At 60.6% G+C, this 15,779-nt stretch carries 10 protein-coding genes; 7 read left to right on the top strand and 3 right to left on the bottom strand.

The window, feature by feature from the left end:
• Positions 1-28: 28 nt before the first annotated feature.
• The 3 genes from VR71_RS19435 to VR71_RS19425 all read right to left on the bottom strand — a co-directional run bounded on the left by VR71_RS19435 (position 29) and on the right by VR71_RS19425 (position 7,882).
• Positions 29-4,312, bottom strand: a complete 4,284-nt coding sequence (locus tag VR71_RS19435; RefSeq protein ID WP_045682088.1) for a Hint domain-containing protein — start codon at positions 4,310-4,312, stop codon at positions 29-31.
• A 374-nt stretch (positions 4,313-4,686) separates the two neighbouring features.
• On the bottom strand, positions 4,687-6,939 hold the full coding sequence (locus VR71_RS19430; RefSeq protein ID WP_045682087.1) for a Hint domain-containing protein: 2,253 nt from the start codon (positions 6,937-6,939) through the stop codon (positions 4,687-4,689).
• Between the two features lie 190 nt (positions 6,940-7,129).
• Positions 7,130-7,882, bottom strand: coding sequence for an SDR family NAD(P)-dependent oxidoreductase (locus VR71_RS19425; protein WP_045682085.1), 753 nt, complete (start codon positions 7,880-7,882; stop codon positions 7,130-7,132).
• Positions 7,883-7,955: 73 nt separating this feature from the next.
• Between VR71_RS19425 and VR71_RS19420 the strand changes: the two genes are divergently transcribed.
• The 7 genes from VR71_RS19420 to VR71_RS19390 all read left to right on the top strand — a co-directional run bounded on the left by VR71_RS19420 (position 7,956) and on the right by VR71_RS19390 (position 15,445).
• Positions 7,956-8,438 (top strand): isoprenylcysteine carboxylmethyltransferase family protein, encoded by a 483-nt coding sequence (locus VR71_RS19420; protein WP_009815598.1) that lies wholly within the window; start codon positions 7,956-7,958, stop codon positions 8,436-8,438.
• Between the two features lie 128 nt (positions 8,439-8,566).
• The gene (locus VR71_RS19415) at positions 8,567-10,141 is read left to right on the top strand and encodes a Re/Si-specific NAD(P)(+) transhydrogenase subunit alpha (protein WP_009815597.1); all 1,575 of its coding nucleotides are present in this window, start codon (positions 8,567-8,569) and stop codon (positions 10,139-10,141) included.
• 13 nt (positions 10,142-10,154) lie between these two features.
• A complete protein-coding gene (locus VR71_RS19410) occupies positions 10,155-11,588 on the top strand; it encodes an NAD(P)(+) transhydrogenase (Re/Si-specific) subunit beta (RefSeq protein WP_045686249.1) in 1,434 nt (477 codons plus the stop codon).
• A 59-nt stretch (positions 11,589-11,647) separates the two neighbouring features.
• Positions 11,648-12,598, top strand: a complete 951-nt coding sequence (gene lipA / locus VR71_RS19405) for a lipoyl synthase (protein WP_045686248.1) — start codon at positions 11,648-11,650, stop codon at positions 12,596-12,598.
• A complete protein-coding gene (locus VR71_RS19400) occupies positions 12,598-13,374 on the top strand; it encodes a (Fe-S)-binding protein (RefSeq protein ID WP_045686247.1) in 777 nt (258 codons plus the stop codon). The genes lipA and VR71_RS19400 overlap by 1 nt, the downstream gene beginning before the upstream one ends.
• Positions 13,371-14,795, top strand: a complete 1,425-nt coding sequence (locus VR71_RS19395) for a lactate utilization protein B (protein WP_045686246.1) — start codon at positions 13,371-13,373, stop codon at positions 14,793-14,795. Before VR71_RS19400 ends, VR71_RS19395 begins: the two co-directional genes overlap by 4 nt.
• Complete coding sequence (locus tag VR71_RS19390; RefSeq protein WP_045686245.1) at positions 14,792-15,445, top strand: LUD domain-containing protein; 654 nt, start codon at positions 14,792-14,794, stop codon at positions 15,443-15,445. Before VR71_RS19395 ends, VR71_RS19390 begins: the two co-directional genes overlap by 4 nt.
• Positions 15,446-15,779: the final 334 nt, after the last annotated feature.

Below are 15,779 nucleotides of genomic sequence, written 5' to 3'. Positions count from 1 at the left end.
CCGGCCTAAATCGTCGACCTGAGCGGGCTCAGGCAACCTCTCGTTCGCCCAAGCCGCACAAAAGCTGCGCCTCGTGACGGCGCAGGCAGGGGCGCACGGTGTCGCGGTGCTGGCCCGGTGCGCTGCGTAATTCCGGAAAGATGGCGAACAGCTCTTCACGCGCGGCGGCATCGACGGCGGTCAGCGCCATGTCCCCGGCATAAAAGCTCTCGGTGCCGAGGCCATCGGCAAAGATGATCTCGTGGCGATCGAACATGACGTGGATATAGGTCACCTCGTCGCAGGGGCTGACCGTCACATCACGCCCGTTCACCATATGCTTGGCCGCAATCAGAACCTCGCTCTCGCCAAAGAGCAATTCGGCCTGATAGCCGGTAAAGAGCAGCCGGTGTTGCGGCGAGACCAAGAGCGCGTCTCGCCCGCCCATCACGCTGGAGGCGACGGAAATGGGGGCGAAATCGCCCAGACCGGCCACCGTGCGTTTGCCCACCCATCGCACCGGTTGCAACCCGTGGTCGCGTGTCACCACCATATCGCCCAAGCGCAGGCTCTCGACCGGACGCTCCCCCCATTGGGTGAGGATCCGCGCACCGGGGGTAAAGCAGATGATGTTCTCGATCTCGGAGAAGGTCACGACCGTGCCATTGACCATCGCAAAGCTGCCCGAGAGCCCGCCCGTCGCATCATCCGAATTGGAGAAGGTGATATCGGATTTCTTCGCGGTCTCGCCCAGCCAGAGCGTATCGCCTATGGTCTCGTCGCCTTCGCCGCCAAGGATCGAAATTGCGCCGGTCTCAGTCTCGCCGGTATCGGTCAGGGTAAAGAAATCGTCGCCATCGCCACCTTGGACGCTGTCGCCTTGACCCACAGACACCGTGTCATTGCCTGCGCCGCCAAAGATGGTGTCAGCCCCAAGTCCGGCCATGATCACGTCATTGCCCGCGCCTGCGTCGATCACATCGGCGTTGTCATTGTTGCGACTGTCGGCATTGTCGATCTGGTCGCCTTGGGGGTCGCCGCTATAGCTTGCGTCGATCACATCATCGCCAGCCGTGCCCTGCACGATGTAATCGGGCTGGAAAATGCCCATGGCGGCCAATGCATCGTGGCTAGACACCGAGGCGGGATCGACCCCGACCAAGGTGATGCTCTCGCCATTCGGAAAGCTGAGGACGGCATTGCCGCTGCCATCGCTGCCGACCGTGACATCTGCAACGTTGACCGGGTTGCCCGCCGCGTCCGTGAGGTTCGACACATCAAGCTGATCGCGGCCCGTAAAGGTGCCGTCGCCGTTGTCGATGGGGATCTCAAAGCTAGAGACCACATCAGCGCCATCGCCATCCGAAAAGATCAAAAGATCGGTTTCGCCGTCGCCCGGCCCGAGGTCAATCTGATCGTTGCCCGCGCCGCCCGAGACCGTATCCGCCCCCGAGGAGGAGAGGATCGAGTCATCGCCCGCGCCGCCATCGACATAGTCATTGTCAAAGCCGGAAAAGATCGTGTCGTTGCCGCCGCCTGCAAGAATGCTGTCATCGCCGTAGTTGCCGATGATTTCCTCAACCCCGTCAGAGCCGATCACCGTATCCGCGCCAGTGCCCATCTGAAAACGCTCGATCTCCGAGAACTCGGTGACAGAGGTGCCATCGGTGATGGTGCCGGTTTCAGGTGCGGTGAAGTTGATCAGCAGCCCGTCGGAAATGGCGGAAAAGTTGATCCGGTCGTCTTCGCTCACGGTCTCTTCGGTTTCACCGCCGATGATGGTGTCGTTTTGCAGGCTGCCGTCGAGGAAAATCTCGTCATCGCCCGCGCCTGCATTGATCAGATCGTTGCCAAGCCCGGAATCGATGCTGTCACTGCCCGCGCCCGCGAAGATCACGTCATCCTGAGAGCCGTTGGCGGCATCCCCGGCGTCCACCCGGTCGCCTTCGGGATCGCCGGTGTAATCGACGTTGATGAGGTCGGCACCGGCACTGCCCTCAATCACGAAATCACGCGCGTCGGGAATGCCCATCGCCACGAGGGCGGCGGTGCTGTCGACATCGGTCATCGGCACGCCGATCAGCGTCAGGTTCTCGCCGTTCGGGAAGGTCAGGATCGCATCGCCAGTGCCGTCGCCATTGGTATCTGTCACGGTCACATCGGCCGTGGTGACAGGGGTGGTGCCATCTGAGGTCAGACCCGACACATCCAGCAGATCGCCGCTGGTATAGGTGCCATTGCCAGTGTCGGTGGGGGCCGTGAACCCGGTGACCGCGTCGCTGCCCGAGCCATCGGCCAGCACCAGCGTATCAGTGCCAGCCCCGAGAAGGATGTTCTCGATTTCGGAGAAACTGGCGGTTGCGGTGCCATCGCTGACCGTGCCGCTCTCGGAAACGGCATTGGACAGATTAAGCGTGAGCGGCCCGGTGACGCCGCTGAGGTCCAGCGTGTCGCCTGCCGTCTCGTCGGTCTCGCCGCCGGTGATGGTATCCGCGCCAAAGCCGTTTTGCAGGGTGAAACGATCGTCGCCGCCTTCGCCGAACAGGTGATCGTTGCCCGCGTCGCCTGCGATGGTGTCATTTTCGGCCCCGCCGAAGAGCGAGTCATCGCCTTCGCCACCAAAGATGACCTCGGCCCCGGACTCGCCCAGCACGGTATCATTGCCAGCCCCGGCGACGATCGTGTCATTGCCAGCCCCCGCCAGCACCGAATCCGCATTGCTGCCATCGGAGTGGTCGAGATTGTCGATCTTGTCCCCTTCGGGATCACCGGCATAGGAGGCGTCGATCAGATCCGCGCCTGCCGTGCCTTCGACGATGTAATCGGAATTGGTGAGAATCAGGTTTTCGATATCGGTATAGTTGATGGTCGCGCCTTCGAATCCGCGCGTGAGCTGGATTTGGCCGCTGAATCCGGGATTGCCGTTGTTCTCGGCATTCTGGGTCATGCCAGTGATGACCCAACCGTCGGCGATCAGCTCAGAGAGATCGAGCGTGTCATTGTCAACGCCGCCTGAGCCGCCGTCGACGGTGAAGTTTCTGATGCCCGAGAGATTGAGCGCCGTGGCATGGATCAGATCGGCGCCATCGCCGCCAAAGATGCTGTCATTGTCGCCTGCGACCAGAATCGTGTCATCGCCCGCGCCGCCAAAGATCGTGTCGGTGCCATCGCCGCCGTCGAGCCAGTCGCCATCCGCGCCGCCGTCGATCAGGTCATTGCCGCCGCCGCCGAGGATCGTGTCACTGCCGGTGCCGCCAAGAAGGCTGTCCCCGCCGTTGCGCCCGTCGATGAAATCGTTGCCCGCGCCGCCATCAATATAGGTGGTGTAGATGTCCGTCCCGGAGGTGCTGCTGGCATCCGAGCCGATGAGCGTGTCGTCATAGGCCGAGCCGATTATCCCATCAATGCCCTGATTGATAACGTCGCCTGTGGCATCCCCCCCGGTTGCGGTGCCAGCCGCAAGATCGACCGTCACCGCCGCGCCGGAGGTGGAGTAGTCGACGATGTCAAGCCCGACGCCGCCAATCATCGTGTCCGCCCCGGCACCGCCGATCAGCGTGTCGTTCCCGTTGCCGCCTTGGAGCAAATCGTTGCCCGCGCCGCCATCCAGCAGGTCGTTGCCGTCCTCGCCGTAAACCGTGTCGTTGCCCGCACCCGCGCGCACGGTGTCATTGCCGGCACCGGCAAAGACCAGGTCGTCATTGGTCCCGGCGAGATTGTCTGTGTCATCAATCCTGTCGCCTTCGGGGTCACCCAGATAGGCGGCGTTGATCAGATCATTGCCTGCCGTTCCCTCGACCATGTAATCCGACAGGGTCAGATCATACCGATCTGCGGTCATGCCAAAGACATCCGTGCCGTTCGCGGGCGCTGCGGTGCCGAGGGTCACCGAAAGAATCGGCTTGGCCTCGAGCGCGGCAGAATAGGTGTTTGGCCCGGAGGGCGGTGGGATCAGATAGAGATTGCCATTGGTGTCCTGCATGACAATGGCTTCGACAATGGCCGTGGTGCCATCGGTATAGGTGATCACCGAATTGGTGTAGCGCATCGTCGCGTCATGCGTGTAGGTCACGCCGCCGATGATGAATTGTTCGTTGCTCGAGAAATTGTTCGAGTCATAGGCGCTGGACGTGGCCCCGCCGGTGTAGGAGTCGACAAGACCCAGAAGAGTTTTTGCGGGAGAGAGCGACGTCAGAGTGCTCGACACCGGAGCGAGCGCGCTGCCGAACACCTGTCCGTTCAGGGCTGTATGATTTTCGGAGGTTAGATTTCCCTCGACCGTGTCGATCTGCGGTGCAACCCCAAGGTAGAAAAGGTCAAATGTCGTAGCCATGGTCAAGATGCTCGCTGTCTGTCGGGGCGGGGCGCGACGGTGTCGCTCTGCGGGGTCGTTTCAAGTCGGGCGGGAAGAGTGGGCAGGTCGGATGCCATCCTGTCATCCGGCGGTCGTCTCAGGCGGACCTGCTCTGACGTCGGACTGTCGGGCGCAAAATGCCTCACGCCCGCCCGTGGCGGGCTGCATTCCAACTGCTGTCTCTACCGCGTATTTCATTTCACCTCACTTTCCGCACACCACACAGACCGGCGCCAAATGGCCCCGTTGATCTTAGGAAAAACCCTTTGGAATTCTGTTAATGGCCTGGCTTGCTCTAACTTTGTCTGGAGTCAGACTATTTAACGGCACGGGTTTGGCAGAATTTAGGGATCTCATCCGCAGGGTTGCAAAAGCCGTGCCTCGTGCCGCTTGAGGCAGGGCCGCGCGGTGTCGCCATAGGCGTTGGGATTGCTGCGCAACTCGGGAAAAACCGCGAACATCTCTTCGCGCGCCTGGTCCGAAATGGCCGAAAGTCCGACAGCGCCTGCATGAAAGCTCTCGGTTGCGGCGCCTTCGGCATAGATCACCTCGTGCTGGTCGAACATGATATGGATATAGGTCACCGCCGCCTGTGCGACCCGCGTGACGGCCTGCCCATCCACCAGATGCGTGGCGGCAATCAACACCTCATCGCAGCCAAAGAGCAACTCGGCCTTGTAGCCGGTAAACAGAAAGCGGTGCTGCGGCGAGACCAGGAGCGGCGCGCGCGCCCCGTCAAGCACATGCGCGGCCACGCGCACCGGCGCAAAGCGGTCAAGTCCCGGCACCGTCCGGCGGCCGGTCCAACGGACGGGTTGCGGGCCGTGATCGCGGGTGAGTACCAAATCCCCGGCGCGCAAGGTCTCTACGTTGCGCTCGCCGTTGGGCGTCAGAAGGCGGATGCCGGGGGTGAAACAGATGATGTTCTCGATCTCGGAGAAATTCACCACCGTGCCGTCAGTCAGGGTGAAACTGCCTGATAGCCCACCCGCCGCATCGTCGGGGTTGGAGAATGTGATGTCTGCCTTGCGCGCCTCGGGCGACAGAAAGAGCGTGTCGCCGCCGGTTTCGCTGCCTTCGCCACCGACGATGGTGATCGTGCCGGTGCCGGTCTCGGCGGGCGAGCCGATGACAAAGAGGTCATCGCCATCGCCGCCATATAGCGTGTCATTCTCGCCTGCGATCAGCGTGTCAGTGCCGCCCTCGCCAAAGAGCAGGTCCGCCCCCGCGCCACCATCGAGGTAATCATTGCCCGCAATGCTATCGCTGCCCACGATCAAGGGGCTGGTCGCCAGATCCTGCACCGCCCCCCCCGGCAAGGTCACGGTGCCCGAGAGCACATTGCCGCCGAGGTTTTCCCAGTAGCGCACCTCGATGGTGTAACTCTGGCCCGCCTCAAGCGTCACCTCGCCCCAACGGGTCGTCGCGCCCTGATGGAAATCGTTGTCGAGAAACGATCCCGTCGTGCCGTTCTGATTGGTGAAGGTGACAGGATCGCCGTTGCCGTCGAGAATGCGGATGGTCGATCCATCGTCCGAGGTGGTGGCAAAGCGGTAAACCCCGTCCGCCGTGGCAATGAGGTTCGAGCTATAGATGACGCCGTAATCGTTCGGATCGCCCTGACCTGTCGCCTGTTGGCCGTGGCCTGTGACGTCGAACGCGGCAGAGGTGCCAGAGCCAGCCAACGTGCCGCTCTCGATGTCGAACGCCTGCCCGTTGGCCGATGTGAAATCGCGGGTATAGACCTGATAGCTCCAGCGTGCGGCAGTGCCGCCATCGCCATAAAGCGTGTCATTGCCTGTGCCGCCGTCGAGGCTGTCATCCCCCGCGCCACCGATCAGCGTATCGGTGCCGCCCTCGCCCAAAAGCGTGTCATTGCCGCTCTCGCCGCTCAGGCTGTCGGCGCCGGTGCCGCCCTGGACCGAATCGTTGCCCAGCCCCGCCAGCACGGTGTCATTGCCCGCGCCCGCGTTGATGACATCGTCGTTGCCGCCGCCCGGTGCGTCGTTGTTGTCCACCCGGTCAGAGCCAGAGGCGACCGGCTCGGTATAGCCGCTGTTGATGAGATCAGCGCCGCCGGTGCCCTGCACGATGCCATCATCAATGCCGATGTCAGCCCGGTCAGCCCCGAGATTGGTATTGGTGGAGGTGTTGACCGAGTTGAAGGTGACAGACTCGATCGGGCGCGCGGTCATGGCCGCGATATTCGCGGCATTCGCCGGCGTGGTATTGAGCGGCGGCGCCAGAAAGAGATTGCCATTGGTGTCCTGCACCAGAATCGCAAGAAACGATGCCGTCGTGCCATCGGTATAGGTCAGCGTGGCGTTGAATGTGGACAGGCCGTCAAAGGTAAAGGTCTGCGTGCCGCTGCCGATGTCGGTCGAGAATTGATCATTCGAGGCGGTATTGTTCATATCCAGCGCGCCCGCCGCCCCACCATTGTCGATGGTGGTGACGCGCGTCACGTTCTGGTAGAGCGGATCAATCGCGGTGCCATAGGTGCGGTTGACGAACAGGCCTGCGTTCTCGGCATTGCTGTTGCCTTCGGTCGGATCGAGAATTATCGGCTCGTTGCCTAAAAAAATCCAGTTGAAGGTCGTTGGCATTGTATTGGCACCCTGTTGTTTCCAAACTGGATACACAGCGTCTGCGGCGGCAATGGGCGCGGATTCAGGAGAAATTTAGACGAGTGTGTCCAAATTCGGACGCGTTCGACGTGTCGCAAGGCAGGGGGCGCTGCCCCCGGACCCCCCGGAGTATTTCAGCCAAGAAAAAGCCAAGAGGGCCGGGGATGGATCAGACCTGTCCGCCCGCGATTTCAAGCGCTTGGCCATTGATGCTGGATGATCCCGGACCGCAGAGCCAGAGCACCGCCTGCGCCACCTCGTCGGGGGTAATCAGGCGCTTGTGGCGGTTGGCCTCGACCATCATGGCGCGCGCCTCTTGCTCTGATACGCCTGCGCGCGCGGAGATGGCGGTGACATTGCGGCTGATGATTTCGGTGTCCACATAGCCGGGGCAAATCGCATTGAAGGTCAGACCTGTGCCAAGATAATCCTCGCTCAAGCTGCGGATCAGGCCGATCATCCCGTGTTTGCTGGCGCTATAGGCCGCAGCCCCCTTGAGCCCCTTGATCCCGGCAATCGAGGAAATTGCGATCACCCGCCCCCAATCGGTCTGGCGCATGCCGATCAGGCATTCGCGCACCGTATAAAACGCGCCGTCGAGATTGGTGGCCATGATCTGCCGCCAGAATGCGGCATCCGTCTTGTGCAGGGCGCGGCCTTCGGCGATGCCGGCATTGGGGATGCAGATTTGCACCGGGCCGCGTGCCTTGACCGCGGCGACCACGCCCGCTGCGACCTCATGCTCTTGGGTCACATCCATGGACAGCGGGTAGAGGCCCGCGCCTGCCACCTCGTCCAACACCGCCGCACGGCGTCCGGTGATCGTCACCTCAGCACCCGCCCCGGCGAGCGCGCGGGCGATGGCGAGGCCAATGCCGCTGCCGCCCCCCGTCACCAAAGCGTGCTTGCCCGCTATTGTCATCTTGCCTCCGCCATATCTCACGCTACTCTACCCGCTCTTGCTCCAGAGACAACCACGAGAGGACCGCAGGCCCATGCTGAAATGGCCCATGCTGAAATGGCCAGTGCTGAAATGGATCGACATGCCACCGGTCTGGCTTGTGGGGTTTTTGGCCGTGGCCTGGGCGCAGTCCAGTCGGTACGCCATGGGTCTCAGCTTTGGCGAGACATGGGCCGATCTCTTGGGGGGGCTGCTGGTCGGCGGGGGGATTTTGCTAGTGGCGATGGCCGCACTGGAATTTCGCCGCCATAAAACCACCATCGTCCCGCATGAGACGCCAGAGCGGGTGATCCAGTCCGGCATCTTTCGCCGCTCACGCAATCCGATCTATCTCGGTGACACCCTGATTCTCGCCGGGCTGATTCTGCGCTGGGACGCCGTTTTGGCGCTGCCGCTGATTCCCATTTTCGTCTGGGTGATTGAAAAACGCTTCATTATCCCGGAAGAGGACCGTATGCGGCGCAAATTCCGCATGGATTTTGCCCGATACTGTGAAAAAACCAGACGTTGGTTGTAGAAACCGCGACAATCTTGATCTCGTCACTCACGAAATAGTGTGAAATAACGACCTTCGGGACAAAGAAACCGGCATGCCGCAGATGCGGGGCCATCAGAACACGTCATCTGCCAGAGGGGGAGACAGCATTGAAGATCGGAACGCCAAAGGAAGTGCTTGAGGGCGAGAACCGGGTTGCCATGACGCCCGACTCGGCGCTGCAATTGCAAAAGCTGGGATATGACTGCGCGATTGAGAGCGGCGCAGGCGCTGCGGCCGGGTTCTCGGACGCCGCCTATAAGGAGGCTGGCGTCGAGGTGCTCAAGACCGCCGCGGCGCTTTACAAGGCCGCCGATGTGGTGGCCAAGGTCCGCCCCCCCAATGAGACAGAGGCCAAGCGCCTGACCGAAGGCCAGCTTCTGATTTCCTTCTTCTGGCCTGCGCAGAATGAGGCGCAGATGAAACAGCTCGCCGAAAAAGGCGCGTCGGTCATCGCCATGGACATGGTGCCGCGCATCAGCCGCGCGCAGAAGATGGACGCGCTCTCAAGCATGGCCAATATCGCCGGCTATCGGGCGGTGATCGAGGCGGGCAATAACTTTGGCCGCTTTTTCACCGGCCAGATCACGGCGGCGGGCAAGGTGCCCCCGGCCAAGGTTCTGATCGTCGGGGCCGGGGTTGCTGGCCTCGCGGCGATTGGCACCTCGACCAGCCTCGGGGCCATCACCTACGCGTTCGACGTGCGCCCCGAAGTGGCCGAGCAGGTCGAATCGATGGGCGCGCAATTCGTCTATCTCGATTTCAAGGAAGAGCAGCAGGACGGGGCCGCCTCTGGCGGCTATGCCTCTGTCTCCAGCCCCGAGTTCCGGGAGGCGCAATTGGCCAAGTTCCGCGAACTGGCCCCCGAGATGGATATCGTCATCACCACGGCGCTGATCCCCAACCGCGAAGCCCCCGAGCTCTGGACCGAGGATATGGTCAAGGCGATGAAGCCCGGCTCGGTCATCGTCGACCTTGCCGCGGAAAAGGGCGGCAATTGCAAAATGACGGTGATGGACGACAAGATCGTCACCGACAACGGCGTGACGATCATCGGCTATACCGATTTCCCCAGCCGGATGGCGGCGCAATCCTCGACGCTCTATGCCACCAACATCCGCCACATGATGACCGACCTCACGCCCGACAAGGACGGCAAGGTCAATCACAACATGGAGGATGACGTGATCCGGGGCGCGACCGTGGCCCATGCCGGTGCGGTCACCTTCCCGCCACCGCCGCCCAAGGTTGCGGCGATTGCGGCGGCCAAGCCCAAGGAAAAAGTCAAGGAACTGACTTCTGAGCAGAAGCGCGCGGCAGAACTGGCGGCGTTCAAGGCGCAGACCAAGAACCAGGTCACGCTGCTTGTGGTCGGTGCGGCCCTGCTTCTCGCCGTGGGTCTGGTGGCCCCGGCCAGCTTTATGCAGCATTTCATCGTCTTCGTGCTGGCCGTTTTCGTGGGCTTTCAGGTGATCTGGAACGTGTCGCATTCGCTGCACACGCCGCTGATGGCGATCACCAACGCGATCTCGTCGATCATCATTCTGGGCGCGCTCATGCAGATCGGATCGGGGTCTTTCCTCGTGATCGTGCTGGCGGCGCTGTCGGTGTTCATGGCCGGGATCAATATTTTCGGTGGCTTCCTCGTCACCCGGCGCATGCTCGCCATGTTCCAGAAGTCATAAGGAGTAGAGGATCATGGATTACGGTTTCACGACGGCCGCCTATGTGGTGGCGGCCATCCTCTTCATCCTCTCTCTGGGTGGGCTCTCGGGGCAGGAAAGCGCCAAGCGCGCGGTGTGGTATGGCATGGCAGGCATGGCGCTGGCGGTTGTCGCCACGCTGATCGGCCCCGGTGCCGGGCTCTGGCTCTTGTCGCTGGTGCTGATCGCCGCCGGGGGCGGGATCGGCTATGTCGTCGCCACGCGGGTGCAGATGACCGAAATGCCGCAGCTTGTGGCGGCGATGCACAGTCTTGTGGGTCTGGCGGCGGTGTTTGTCGGCTTTAATGCCGATCTCGAACTGGGCCGCGTGCTGGCGATAGACGAGACCGCGCGCAAGGGGCTTGAGGGCTTTGCCGCCGTGCTGGCCAAGAAAACCAGTGTCGAGGTGGCAATCCTGCGGGTCGAGGTGTTCCTCGGCGTCTTCATCGGGGCCGTGACCTTTACCGGCTCGATCATCGCCTTTGGCAAGCTGGCGGGCAAGGTCGATACCGCCGCCAAAAAGCTGCCGGGTGGGCATATGCTCAATGCCGGGGCGGCGTTCTTGTCGGTGGTTCTGGGGGTGATGTATTTCAACGACGCAGGCCTCTGGACGCTGGTGGTGATGACGCTTCTGGCGTTTTTCATCGGCTATCACCTGATCATGGGCATTGGCGGCGCGGATATGCCCGTGGTGGTCTCGATGCTCAACAGCTACTCGGGCTGGGCGGCGGCGGCCATTGGCTTCAGCCTTGGCAACGACCTCTTGATCGTGGTCGGTGCCTTGGTCGGCTCAAGCGGTGCGATCCTGAGCTACATCATGTGCAAGGCGATGAACCGCTCGTTCATCTCGGTCATTCTGGGCGGCTTCGGCGGCCCGGCGGGCGAACAGATGGCCGTTGAGGGCGAGCAAATCGCGATTGACGTCGATGGCGTCGCCGCAGCCCTGAACGAGGCCGACAGCATCATCATCATCCCGGGCTACGGCATGGCGGTGGCGCAGGCGCAGGGGGCGGTCAGTGAACTGACCTCGAAGCTGCGGGCCAGGGGCAAGACCGTGCGCTTTGCCATCCACCCGGTCGCAGGCCGTCTGCCGGGGCATATGAACGTGCTCCTGGCCGAGGCCAAGGTGCCCTATGACATCGTGCTGGAAATGGACGAGATCAACGAGGATTTCCCCAGCACGGATGTGGCGATCGTGATTGGCTCCAACGACATCGTCAACCCGGCGGCGCAGGACGATCCCAACTCGCCCATCGCCGGCATGCCGGTGCTGGAATGCTGGAAGGCCAAGCAGGTGTTTGTCTCCAAACGCGGCCAGGGCACCGGCTATTCGGGGATCGAGAACCCGCTCTTCTACAAGGACAACACCCGCATGTTCTACGGCGACGCCAAGGCGAGCCTGTCGAGCCTCTTGCCCAAGATCGACTAACGGTTTGCCTCGGGCGCAATCGGCGCCCGAAGCCACATAAAATGAAGAAGGCACCAAACATGCGCGATCTCAGAATTCCCCAACAGCGTCACCCCGAAAAAGCGCGCAAGCCTGACACTCCTCAATCGGCGAAACCCAGTTGGATCCGTGTCAAAGCCCCAACCGGCAAAGCCTATAGCGATACCAGGAAGATCATGCGGGACAATAACCTTGTGACGGTTTGCGAAGAAGCGGGCTGTCCCAATGCCGGTGAATGCTGGTCTCAGGGGCATGCCACGATGATGATCATGGGTGAAATCTGCACCCGCGGCTGCACCTTTTGCAACATCGCAACCGGGCGTCCTGATCAGTTGGATACGTTCGAGCCGGGGCGGGTGGCGCATGCGGTTGAAAAACTTGGGCTGAAACATGTCGTGATCACCAGTGTGGACCGCGATGATCTGAGCGACGGTGGCGCCGAGCATTTTGCCCAAACCATCCGCGCAGTGCGGCATCGCAGCCCTGAGACGACGGTTGAAGTCCTGACACCTGACTTTCTGAAATGCAGCTCTGCCGCGCTGGAAACTGTGGTTTCGGCGCGCCCTGACGTGTTCAACCACAACCTTGAAACCGTGCCCGGCCTCTACCCGGACGTCCGCCCCGGCGCGCGGTACTTTCATTCGCTGCGCCTGCTTCAGCGGGTGAAAGAGCTGGACCATTCGATCTTTACCAAGTCGGGGATCATGGTCGGTCTTGGCGAAGATCGAAAATCAGTCTTGCAGGTCATGGATGATATGCGGGCCGCAGACATCGATTTCCTGACCATCGGTCAATACCTGCAACCAACGCCAAAGCATCATAGTGTAGAACGGTTTGTGACCCCGGACGAATTCGCGTCATACGAAACAGCAGCCTATGGTAAGGGGTTTCTGCTGGTTTCGGCCACGCCGCTGACACGCTCAAGCTATCACGCGGGCGATGATTTCGACCGGCTCAGGGCCGCGCGCAACAAAAAGAAAGCAGCACGCTGATGAACAGCGCAGACATTCAAAAGCCACGCGTCGGTCTGTTTGTGACCTGTCTTGTAGATGCCATGCGCCCCAATATCGGATTTGCCTGCCTCAAGTTGCTCGAAGAGGCGGGGTGTGAGGTTGAGGTGCCGCAAGCCCAGACATGCTGTGGTCAGCCGGCTTTCAACAGCGGCGATGACGCCACAACGCGCGCGATCGCCAAGCAGATCATCGAGAATTTCGAACCCTACGATTACGTTGTCGTGCCCTCCGGCTCCTGCGCAAGCATGATCCGTACCCATTACAGGGATGTCTTTACAGATCAGCCTGATTGGATAGAACGCCAGGCCGCGCTGTCGGCCAAGACCTGGGAGGTGGTCAGCTTCCTATCAGATGTGATGCAGTATCAGCCTGACGGCATTCACTACGAAGGTGTTGTCACCTATCATGACAGCTGTTCCGGGCTGCGCGATCTGGGGGTTCATGATCAACCCCGAAACATGTTGGCGGGTGTCGAAGGGCTGCGCATGACGCCGTTGAAAGACAACGACGCATGTTGCGGATTTGGTGGGACATTCTGTGTGAAATATCCCGACATCTCGGATGCGATCGTTTCTGCTAAAACGCAGAATATTGTGGCGACGGGGGCCGATACACTTCTGGCCGGTGATCTGGGATGTCTGATGAATATGGCTGGTAAATTGTCGCGCGACGGCCACAAGGTAAAGACCTATCACACAATAGAAGTTCTGGCGGGCATGGCAAACGACGGTGGTATTTGTGGGGATGGGGAATGATTCAGACCTCTGATCGGTTTCGCGACCATGTGGCGCGTGCCCTAACAGACAATGACCTGAAAATCGCGCTGACCCGCACAACGGGCCTGCTCCAGTCGCGCCGCCGACAGGTTATTGATGAGTACGGCGAATACGCTGAGGCCCGCAGACGGGCAACTGCAATCAAGGATCACACGCTTAGACATCTCGATCACTACCTTGAAATGTTCGAAGCCAACGCAACGGCCAACGGGGCGATTGTGCATTGGGCCAAAACCCCCGCCGAGGCGCGCCGGATCGTGTCTGATATCTGCACGGCTGCGGGGGCAAAGACCGCCACGCGGGTCAAATCCATGCTGGGCGAGGAAATCGGTATTGGTGACGCGCTGACGGACGCCGGTGTGGAGCGGATCGAAACCGATCTGGCCGAGCACATTATTCAGCTGGCAGGGGACCCTCCCAGTCATATTGTCATGCCCGCGATGCATAAAACCCACGAGCAGGTCGCAAGCCTGTTTGATGACAAACACACCATTGCGCCCGACAGCCACGATATCCCCGATCTGGTCGGCTCTGCCCGGCGTGAATTGCGCCAGAGGTTTCTGAGCGCGGATGTCGGAATTTCCGGGGCTAATTTTCTGATTGCTGAGACCGGGGCGATTGTCACTGTGACCAATGAGGGCAATTCGGAACTGACATGCACGCCGCCCAAAGTGCATATCGTGACAGCGGGAATCGAAAAGATTGTCCCGGGCATGGCGCATGCCAGCGTCTTTTTACGGCTGTTGTCCCGCGCGGCCATCGGCGCTGAAATCACGCAATACACGACCTTTTATAACGGTCCAAAGCGGCCCGGCGATGCAGATGGCCCAGAGGCCTATCATATCGTTTTGGTTGATAATCACCGCACGGAGATGTTGGGCAGTGACCTGCAACCAATGCTGCGTTGCATCCGCTGTGGTGCCTGCATGAACCATTGCCCGGTCTATGCCGCCGTCGGTGGTCACGCATATGGTGCCGTGTATCCCGGCCCGATGGGATCGGTGTTGACACCCGCCTTGTCGTCTTTGGAGGCCGCGAAGGATCTGCCAAACGCCTGTACCCTGAACGGGCGGTGCAAAGAGGTCTGTCCGGTGAACATCCCACTGCCTGATATGCTGCGCAACCTGCGGGCTCGGCAATGGGACGCAAAGCTGGCCTCCCCATTAACCAAAGTCGCGCTCGCCGGATGGGGTTTTATGGCCCGCCGACCAAAGCTATATCATCTGGTGACGGGTTTGGGCGTTCATGGCCTGCGGGTCTGGGCCTTTGGCCGCAACCGCATTCGGCGCATGCCTTTTGCAGGGGGATGGGTCAAACACCGCGACTTGCCGCGCCCTGAAAAGGGCAGCTTTATGCAGCAATACAATGCATCCGAGCATGGGATAAGGAGCCGGAGATGAGCGACCGTTCAGCCATATTTGGCGCAATCAAGTCTGCAAATCGCGCACCGGCACTTTCTGCAGATCAGATCGCCGAAGAGGCGGCTCAATTGGTCGCCATTCCCCAAAAAATCCAGCCCGCATTTGACGGCGCGGCGTTGCTTGACCGGTTTGTGGCCAAGGCAACCTCAGAGCGTGTGACGGCGACAGTGGATCGGGTCACCACAATGGCCGAGATTCCAACGGCGGTGTCGTGCTATCTGACAGAGGTCGGTCAAACCGGTCCTGTCGCTGTGCAAGACTGTCACGTATTGGATCATATGGATTGGTCAAGCCTGAACCGTGTATCCAACTTGGCCGAGGACGGCGGTATTGCCGTAACCTTAGCTGAATACGGAATTGCTGAGACAGGTTCAATTGTGTGTCGATCTGGTGCTGACAGTCCGATACTTCTGAACTTCCTTCCACTCTATCATATTGTTGTTCTGCGGGCGTCTACATTGGTTGCGTATTCTGAGGATCTTTGGCCGCTCTTGGGCGGCCGAACTGCGCCTCAATCACGTCTGCTGACACTTATCACTGGAACGAGCGGCACCGCCGATATCGAAGCCAGGAACGTGCGTGGCGCCCATGGCCCGAAATATATGCACATTGTTATAGCCTTAGATTAAGTCATTAATATCAACACTTTAACATAAGATCGAACCTGCGCAGTCAGCAACTGCTGGGGCGATCTCACGATTGGCGTGTAAGTTTAGGATCGTATCCAGATGATGAGCCAAGCAGAAAAAAGAGGGGATGCAAACAATCGCGTGCATGCCCAATGAAGGATCGGACGGATCTCCCCGCCAAGAGCGATCAGTGCATCCACTTAGCGGGCATTCTGCGTGCAGCTTGCGCCGAAGATCCGCAAAGGCACTCAGAACAGACCTTCGCGTCTATGTAGCGAATAGAATCTCTGTCCGCTACCGCCCTCCTCGTGTCACGCACCGAACGACCGCTCAG

It is taken from the genome of Roseovarius sp. BRH_c41, from assembly GCF_000961715.1.
In the GTDB taxonomy this organism is placed as follows: domain Bacteria; phylum Pseudomonadota; class Alphaproteobacteria; order Rhodobacterales; family Rhodobacteraceae; genus Roseovarius.
The sequence above is the reverse complement of the archived record's forward strand: the minus strand, read 5'-3'. Positions and strand labels throughout refer to the sequence as shown.

Excerpts from the sequence above, each read along its gene's own strand:
- VR71_RS19430 (WP_045682087.1), bottom strand. The coding sequence starts at position 6,939 with ATGCCAACGACCTTCAACTGGATTTTTTTAGGCAACGAGCCGATAATT.
- VR71_RS19410 (WP_045686249.1), top strand. The coding sequence starts at position 10,155 with ATGGATTACGGTTTCACGACGGCCGCCTATGTGGTGGCGGCCATCCTC.
- VR71_RS19395 (WP_045686246.1), top strand. The coding sequence starts at position 13,371 with ATGATTCAGACCTCTGATCGGTTTCGCGACCATGTGGCGCGTGCCCTA.
- VR71_RS19400 (WP_045686247.1), top strand. The coding sequence starts at position 12,598 with ATGAACAGCGCAGACATTCAAAAGCCACGCGTCGGTCTGTTTGTGACC.
- VR71_RS19435 (WP_045682088.1), bottom strand. The coding sequence starts at position 4,312 with ATGGCTACGACATTTGACCTTTTCTACCTTGGGGTTGCACCGCAGATC.
- VR71_RS19420 (WP_009815598.1), top strand. The coding sequence starts at position 7,956 with ATGCTGAAATGGCCCATGCTGAAATGGCCAGTGCTGAAATGGATCGAC.
- lipA (WP_045686248.1), top strand. The coding sequence starts at position 11,648 with ATGCGCGATCTCAGAATTCCCCAACAGCGTCACCCCGAAAAAGCGCGC.
- VR71_RS19425 (WP_045682085.1), bottom strand. The coding sequence starts at position 7,882 with ATGACAATAGCGGGCAAGCACGCTTTGGTGACGGGGGGCGGCAGCGGC.
- VR71_RS19390 (WP_045686245.1), top strand. The coding sequence starts at position 14,792 with ATGAGCGACCGTTCAGCCATATTTGGCGCAATCAAGTCTGCAAATCGC.